The organism is Streptomyces sp. NPDC058665 (assembly GCF_042714995.1).
Classification (GTDB): domain Bacteria; phylum Actinomycetota; class Actinomycetes; order Streptomycetales; family Streptomycetaceae; genus Streptomyces.
On record NZ_JBHXRX010000126.1, the window covers coordinates 1 to 7,778 of the forward strand.

General features: G+C 71.3%; 7 protein-coding genes. 2 read left to right on the forward strand and 5 right to left on the reverse strand.

Annotation, left to right across the window (positions count from 1 at the left end):
* Positions 1–231: 231 nt before the first annotated feature.
* The 3 genes from ACFWV8_RS37925 to ACFWV8_RS37935 form a co-directional block, all read right to left on the reverse strand.
* A complete protein-coding gene (locus ACFWV8_RS37925) occupies positions 232–1,257 on the reverse strand; it encodes an XRE family transcriptional regulator (protein ID WP_384215037.1) in 1,026 nt (341 codons plus the stop codon).
* Positions 1,258–1,614: 357 nt separating this feature from the next.
* Positions 1,615–2,217: a DUF3017 domain-containing protein gene (locus ACFWV8_RS37930; RefSeq protein WP_384215038.1), complete on the reverse strand. Its 603-nt coding sequence runs from the start codon at positions 2,215–2,217 to the stop codon at positions 1,615–1,617.
* An 11-nt stretch (positions 2,218–2,228) separates the two neighbouring features.
* Entirely contained in the window at positions 2,229–3,095 is an 867-nt protein-coding gene (locus ACFWV8_RS37935) for a bifunctional methylenetetrahydrofolate dehydrogenase/methenyltetrahydrofolate cyclohydrolase (RefSeq protein ID WP_384215039.1), read from the reverse strand.
* A 246-nt stretch (positions 3,096–3,341) separates the two neighbouring features.
* Here ACFWV8_RS37935 and ACFWV8_RS37940 point away from each other — a divergent pair, with 246 nt between their 5' ends.
* Entirely contained in the window at positions 3,342–3,947 is a 606-nt protein-coding gene (locus ACFWV8_RS37940) for a hypothetical protein (protein WP_384215040.1), read from the forward strand.
* Between the two features lie 141 nt (positions 3,948–4,088).
* Here ACFWV8_RS37940 and purH read toward each other — a convergent pair whose 3' ends face one another.
* On the reverse strand, positions 4,089–5,681 hold the full coding sequence (gene purH, locus ACFWV8_RS37945) for a bifunctional phosphoribosylaminoimidazolecarboxamide formyltransferase/IMP cyclohydrolase (RefSeq protein WP_384215041.1): 1,593 nt from the start codon (positions 5,679–5,681) through the stop codon (positions 4,089–4,091).
* Complete coding sequence (gene purN / locus ACFWV8_RS37950) at positions 5,678–6,283, reverse strand: phosphoribosylglycinamide formyltransferase (RefSeq protein ID WP_384215043.1); 606 nt, start codon at positions 6,281–6,283, stop codon at positions 5,678–5,680. Before purN ends, purH begins: the two co-directional genes overlap by 4 nt.
* Before the next feature lie 362 nt (positions 6,284–6,645).
* On the opposite strand from purN, the gene ACFWV8_RS37955 reads away from it, so the two are divergent.
* Complete coding sequence (locus ACFWV8_RS37955; protein WP_384215042.1) at positions 6,646–7,719, forward strand: hypothetical protein; 1,074 nt, start codon at positions 6,646–6,648, stop codon at positions 7,717–7,719.
* The last annotated feature ends 59 nt before the right edge of the window (positions 7,720–7,778 follow it).

Genomic DNA, 7,778 nt, shown 5'->3' on the forward strand with positions numbered 1-7,778 from the left:
GGGTGGGCGCCGGGCGCGGTGGGGGGGGGGGCCGGGGCGGGGGGGGGGGCCGCCCCGGGCGCGTTCGGGGGGGGGCCCGCGGCGGGGGGGGGGCGGGGGTCGGGGCCTTCGGAGGGGTATGCCCGGAGCGGCACCCGGCAACAACCGCACCACCAACCCCGCCGGAGGCGACCCCGCCCCCGGCAACGGGACCGCAACCCGAAACCCGCAACCCCCGCGGGAGGCGACCCGTCAGAGGCTCGGCGTCGTGCAGCCCTCCACACCCGTCGTCAGCGTCGCGCACGCCTTCGCCTCGTCCGCCGTCGCCACCGCGACCATCGGGGTGTACGCGTCCTTGTCGGCGTTCACCGTGCCGGTCTGGGGCTTGCCCTCGCCCTGGTCTGCGGCTATTTCCACCGTGTCGCCCGGCGCCGCCTCGGTGATGCGCGCCCAGGCGACCCCGCACGTCTCGCTGTAGCGGACCTCGACCACCGCCGTACCGACCGTCGCGGTCGTCGCGGTCTCGGCGAACTCGCCGCCGCAGCCCATGAGTTCGGGGTCCTCGCCCGTGCAGTCTTCGCCCGAGCACTTCACGCCGACGGGCAGTTCGGACGCACTGGTGGTCGGCTTCGGCGACGGGGACTCGGCGACCTTCTGCTTGCCGTCGTCGCCACCGCCACCTAGGTCGGTCAGCAGAACGGCCCCGGCTATCAGCACCAGCGCGCCGACGAGGGCCGCCACGAAGATCGTCGTGCGGCGCCGGCCGGGGGGCGGCGGCACGGGCGCCGATGGCGGAAAGCCGGGCGGAGGTCCCGCGGGGGTGCCCGCCGGGGGGCGGTTCGCGGAGTGGGCTCCCCTGCCCGCACCCGGCGGTGTCGCCGTACGTCCGCCGGGACGGCTGCTCCCCGCGCCGCCGGGGCCGCCGACCGGGTCGCCGCCGAACTCGCCGAGCGCGTCCCGCGCCTGGGAGATCCGGATCGCTTCCATGGTCATGTCGTGGCGCATCTCGGAACGGCTCCACGCCCGCTCCGACAGCTCCCACATCGTCGTCAGATGCAGCGGATTCGTACCGGTCACCTCGGCGAGCGCCATGATCGCGCCCCTGGGCGGGAGCAGCCGGCCGTTGAGATACCGCTCCCACGACGTCTTGCTGTAGCCGGTGCGGTCAGAAACGGCCGCGATGCTCAGGCCGCTCTTGTCCACGAGCCCCCGCAGCTGCGTCGCGAACTCTCTGACCTGTGGGTCGAGCTCCTCCGGTAGTGCCTTCCAACGAGGCATTGCCTCCCCCTTGTCCCCCCGCACGTTCCTGATGTGCTCCGCCGCGCCACGCCCCCACGCCGGCCGACGACTACCCCAACTGATGCGCGGAGCCAGGGTGTCAGTTCCAGAAATGGGAGTGCACAGGAGCATTCGGGACAGTCCCCGCGCCCCCTCGCGCGCCGCCGCCGATTCCGTCCCACAGTCTCGCACCCGTTGCCCAACGATCACACCATGGCGGAATGGTCACTTCCGTGCCACAGGCATCTGTCTGACCTTGATCCCGTTTGGCGCGTCCATGACGCTAGCAACATGCCGACGGCGCCCGTCCTGACTCGGGGGAGGGGATGGGCGCCGTCTTGTCGATCCGTACGGGATCTACGGGACCGTGGAGTGGACGACATCCTCCAGGAACGGGATCTCCAGCCACGGCTCCGGCTGGGTCATCAACGACAGCAGCACGATCGCGACGCCGAGCAGTCCGTACGTCACCATGTCGGTGAAGCGTGACCGTACGGCCAGCATGCCGACCGACGGCATGACCCGCCGCAGAACCGCGCCGGTGATCAACGCCACACCGATCAGGATCGTGCCGTAACGGAACGACTCGTCGAACGGCGCGACGCCCACGATCAGCAGCCCGAGACCGCTCGCGCCCAGCACCGTGAGCAGCGGCCACTGACGGGCGGGCGCGGGCGCGTCACCGGGAGCCGCCCGGCCGCCGCCCTCGGGGCGCGCGGTGTCCTGCGTCACGGTCGGGAAGCGCCGCGAGGCGGCGGGCCCGGGGGCCGCCGCCTCCCCGTCCGTCTCGTTCTCCCCCACGTACGCGGCCGTACCCGGCCCGCCGTCCGCTGCCACGGGATCGTTCACCGCGCCAGCACCGGCACCGGCACCGGCACCCGCGCCGAGCCCGACGCCGTCACCGCCTCCGGGTTCGGCGGCCGCTGCCGCACCGGCACCCGCACTCGTACCAGCACCCATGGGTGCCCCTTTCACGTTCCGCTCACGCTTCCGGCGCGCTCCGCCGCCTCGACCACGTTGACCAGCAGCTGCGCGCGGGTCATCGGGCCGACTCCGCCGGGGTTCGGTGAGATCCACCCTGCCACTCCCGCGACGTCCGGGTGGACGTCCCCCGCGATCTTGCCGTGCTCGTCGCGGCTGACGCCGACGTCCAGCACCGCCGCGCCCGGCTTCACGTCCTCCGCCTTGATGATGTGGCGCACGCCGGCCGCCGACACGATGATGTCGGCCTGCCGCAGATGCGAGGAAAGATCACGGGTACCGGTGTGGCACTGCGTCACCGTCGCGTTCTCGGACTTACGCGTGAGCAGCAGCGGGATCGAGCGGCCCACGGTGATCCCGCGTCCCACGACCACGACATGCGCGCCCTTGATCTCGACACCGTGCGCGCGCAGCAGCTGGATGATGCCGTACGGGGTGCACGGCAGCGGCCCGGTCTCGTTGAGCACCAGCCGGCCGAGGCTCATCGGGTGCAGCCCGTCGGCGTCCTTCTCCGGGTCCATCAGCTCCAGGACGCGATTGGTGTCGATGCCCTTGGGGAGCGGGAGTTGGACGATGTAGCCCGTGCACTCGGGGTTCGCGTTCAGTTCGCGTACGACTGCCTCGATCTCCCCCTGCGTCGCGGTGTCGGGCAGCTCGCGCTGGATGGAGGCGATACCGACCTCGGCGCAGTCGCGGTGCTTGCCGTTCACGTACCAACGGCTGCCCGGGTCGTCCCCGACGAGCAGGGTCCCGAGTCCGGGGGTGATGCCCCGCGCCTTGAGGGCCGCCACGCGGGCGGTCAGGTCGGACTTGATCGCGGCTGCGGTGGCCTTGCCATCGAGAATTTGGGCGGTCATGCGCCCATCTTCGCGGATGACCCCACCGCTGTTCCAATCCGCCGGTACGGGAACCAAGATCAACGGGGCGTGCCCAGGTTGCACTTGCACAACGCATACGAATAGTGACTGGACAAAAAGTCGGTAAAACCCGCACGATGAGCCGCGCAGTGCGCGGTCAGTGTTGGGGGGCAAACCGCTCGGTTGTGTGATGTTTCCTCCTTCGGATCCGCGATGTCCCCGCGTCACCAACGGAGGAAACCCGCCATGAGCTTTGGCGACCCGAACAACCCTTACGGACAGCAGGGCCAGCCCCAGGGCGGCCAGCCCGGATACGGCTACCCGCAGCAGGGCCAGCAGCCCCAGCAGCCCAACTACGGCTACCCGCAGGCGCCCCCGGTCCAGCCCTACGGCGGCTACCCCGGCGGTCCCATGGGCGGCGGCCCGCAGACGATGCCGGGCGGTGTGTCGGCGTCCCGCGTGTTCCTCTGGATTCTCTCCGGGCTCAGCCTGATCGGCGCCGTGATCTGCCTGCTCGGCGCGATCGCGATCAACGCGGCGAAGGACAGCGACGAACTCGCGAACGACTCGCAGTTCCAGAGCCTGGTCGACCAGTCGAGCGGTGTGCTCTGGTTCATGACCTTCGTCGCGGTCGTGTGGACCGTCGCGTCGATCGTCCTGGCGATCAAGATCAACACCGGTGGCGCCGGCCTGCGCACCGGGCTGATCGTCTACGGCGCCCTGACGATAGTCCTGGGCATCTACCCCTTCGGCGGGATCGTGGGCATCGTCCACATCGTTCTCAGCATTCTGCTGATCGTCTTCGTATCGAAGGCGGACGGCGCGGCGTGGTTCAAGCGCGCCCGTTACTGACCCGGTTACTGACCCCGCGTCACCGCACCCGATTGCTTCGGCGAACAGGGCGTATGCCAGAAGGCCGTAACACCCGTCCTGGCGACGGGGTTTACGGCCTTCTGGCGTTGGGGCGTGTTCTGGAAGTCCCGTAGCGGCAGCTCAGTGGAAGAAGTGCCGTGTCCCCGTGAAGTACATCGTCGCGCCCGCCTTCTTCGCCGCCTCGACCGTCAGCTCGTCACGTACCGAACCACCCGGCTGCACCACGGCTTTGACGCCCGCCTCCAGCAGGATCTCCAGACCGTCGGGGAAGGGGAAGAACGCGTCCGACGCCGCGTACGACCCACGGGCCCGCTCCTCGCCCGCGCGCTCCACGGCGAGCTTCGCCGAGTCCACTCGGTTGACCTGCCCCATGCCGACGCCGACGCTCGCGCCGTCCTTGGCGAGCAGGATCGCGTTGGACTTGACCGCGCGGCACGCCTTCCACGCGAAGGACAGCTCGCGCAGTTCGGCGTCCGACAGGGCCTCGCCGGTGGCGAGCGTCCAGGTCGAAGGGTCGTCGCCGTCGGCCTGGAGACGGTCGGTGACCTGGAGCAGGGCACCGCCGTCGATGGGCTTCACCTCGACGGGGGCCGATGGCCCGCCCTCGCAGCGCAGCACGCGGATGTTCTTCTTGCGGGCCAGCACCTCGACGGCGCCGTCCTCGTAGCCCGGCGCGACGATGACCTCGGTGAAGATCTCGGCGACCTGCTCGGCCATCGCGACCGAGACCGGCCGGTTGACGGCGATCACACCGCCGAACGCGGACAGCGGGTCGCACGCGTGGGCCTTTCGGTGCGCCTCGGCGACGTCGCCGGCGATCGCGATGCCGCACGGGTTGGCGTGCTTGATGATCGCGACGCACGGCTCGGAGTGGTCGTAGGCGGCGCGGCGCGCGGCGTCGGTGTCCGTGTAGTTGTTGTAGCTCATCTCCTTGCCGTGCAGCTGCTCCGCGCCGGCGAGGCCGCCGCCCGATCCCGCGGTGTAGAGCGCGGCGGGCTGGTGCGGGTTCTCGCCGTAGCGCAGGACGTTCGTGCGCTCGTACGTCGCGCCGAGGAAGTCCGGGAGACCCGAGTCGTCCGCGGCGGCGTAGTCGGCCGAGAACCAGGAGGCCACGGCCACGTCGTACGCGGCGGTGTGCTGGAACGCCTCAGCGGCGAGCCGCTTGCGGGTCGGCAGGTCGAACCCGCCGTCCTGTACGGCCGCGAGGACGTCGCCGTACCGCGCGGGGCTGGTGACGATGGCGACCGACGGGTGGTTCTTGGCGGCGGCGCGGACCATGGACGGGCCGCCGATGTCGATCTGCTCGACGCACTCGTCGGGGGTGGCCCCTGACTCGACGGTCTCGCGGAAGGGGTAGAGGTTCGAGACGACCAGTTCGAAGGGCTCGATGCCGAGTTCGGCGAGCTGTTCGCGGTGGGAGGCGAGCCGCTGGTCGGCCAGGATGCCGGCGTGGACGCGCGGGTGCAGCGTCTTGACGCGGCCGTCGAGCGTCTCGGGGAACCCCGTCAGCTCCTCGACCTTGGTGACGGGCACCCCGGCGGCGGCAATCCTCCCGGCGGTGGAGCCGGTCGAGACGAGCGTGACACCGGCCGCGTGCAGTCCACGGGCCAGCTCTTCCAGGCCCGTCTTGTCGTAGACGCTGACCAGCGCGCGGCGGACGGGCCGCTTCGTACCTTCGGCGGCGGCTGCTTCGGCTGTCTTCTCGACGCTCACTGGATTGTTACCTTTCGTCCCTCAATGCGGTAGCCGTGCCGGGCGAGACGCCCCACGACATCGACGAGCAGCCGTCGCTCGACGTCCTTGATGCGCTCATGGAGAGCGACGCCACCGTCCTCGTGATCCTCGTCCCGCACCTCGACCACGCCTTGCGCGATGACCGGGCCGGTGTCGACGCCGTCGTCGACGAAGTGGACGGTGCAACCGGTGACCTTCGCCCCGTACGCGAGCGCGTCACGCACCCCGTGGGCACCGGGAAAACTGGGCAGCAGAGCGGGGTGGGTGTTGATGAACCGGCCGCCGAAGCGCGCGAGGAACCGCTTCCCGACGATCTTCATGAAACCGGCCGAGACGACGAGATCGGGCTCGTACGCGGCGGTCGCCCCGGTCAGCGCGGCATCCCACTCCTCGCGCGTCGCGTGGTCCTTGACGCGGCAGACGAAGGTCGGCAGCCCGGCCCGCTCGGCACGCTCCAGCCCGGCGATGGAGCCGCGGTCGGCGCCGACGGCGACGACACGGGCGCCGTACCCGTCGGGGTCGGCGGCGACGGCGTCGAGCAGGGCCTGGAGATTCGTACCGGATCCTGAGACGAGGACCACGAGCCGGGCCGGGGAGCCGAATTCGACCGGAGAGCCCGGTTCCGTCGGGGTGACCGGGTCGTCGGGGGCGGGCGGGGACGGCGGGGAGGCCACGGCGGAACGCCTTTCTGGAAGCGAGCACAGCCTCGCGGGTCGTGCGGGTCGTACGGCGTCGTGTGGTCGTAGACACGAATCGTGTCTCCCGGTTCGGGGAACTCTACGAAGGAGCCGACCGTCAGCAACGATACCGGCACACCGAACGGCCCCCGGGGGACGGGGGCTCGGCCGGGAGGTAGCGTCTGGGGACACGGACCTGTCTCCAGGATGGGCCATACGACACAAGACCCCTTACACCAAGGGTCTGAGGGGAAGACGTTCACCAGATGCCGGACCGACGACACCGCACGGCACTTCATGTCCCGCAGCCCACCGGGCCGGTGCTTCTGATGCGGGAACGCCAGTCCTCGTCCGCCGGGTCCTCGGGGCCGGAGGGCTCTTCGGGGTCTTCGGGCCCGGAGTCCACCGGCTCGGGATCCCCGGACTCTTCCGGGAGTTCGGGGTCGTCCGGGTCCTCGGGATCGTCGGGGGCCTCCGGGTCCTCGGGATCGTCCGGGTCCTCCGGGTCCTCCGACGACAACCCGTTCGCGCCGCCGCCGGAGGACAGGCCCGACCAGCCGTGGCAGCCGCGTCATCCCCAGAACGGGGGCGGGACGCCGGACGACCGGTCGGGCGGTGACCGCTCGTCCTGGGGCAGCCAGTGGAGCAGCCGGCAGCCGGGGCGCTCGTCGGGCGGATTCGGCGGCAGGCCCGGACAGGGCGGCCAGAGCGGACCGGGCGGCGAGCGGAACGGCCCCGGCGACCGCCAGGACGGTCCGGACGGCGGCCCCGGCGGCAGGGGCGGCCTGCGCTGGGACCCGACCGACCCGTTCCAGCGCCGCGCCAGGTACTCACTGCTCTCCGGCATGTGGGCCTTCTTCTTCGCCCTGTTCGACTTCCCGGAGATCGCGCTGCTCCTCGGCGCGCTCGCGCTGTACTGGGGCGTCAGCTCACTGCGGGCCAAGGCGCCGCTGCCCCGTCCGGCGGGCGAGGGGCAGGGCCAGGGTCAGGCGACGGCACGCGCCTCGGACGTGGGTACGACCACGGCCTCCGACTCGGGTTCGGCCTCCGACTCCCGTACGGCGTCTCCCGCGGCGACCACCACTGCTCCGCCGGCCCCGGGTGTGCCGGGTGCCCCGGCGCAGGGCGCGGCGGCGCACAAGCCGCAGACGACCGCCGCCGTGAGCGGAATCGTCACGGCGGCCATCGCGCTGCTGGTCGTGGCGGCGACATTCACCGTGCAGCTGGTCTACCGCGACTACTACACCTGCGTGAACGACGCGCTGACGAAGACGGGCCAACTGTCCTGCAACGACAGGCTTCCCGACTCGCTGGTCCCCGTCTTCGGCGTCCAGAAGTAGCCGGGGAGCACGCGGAACACCTGACGGCGGCCCCGTCCTTCCCGGATCCGGGAAGGACG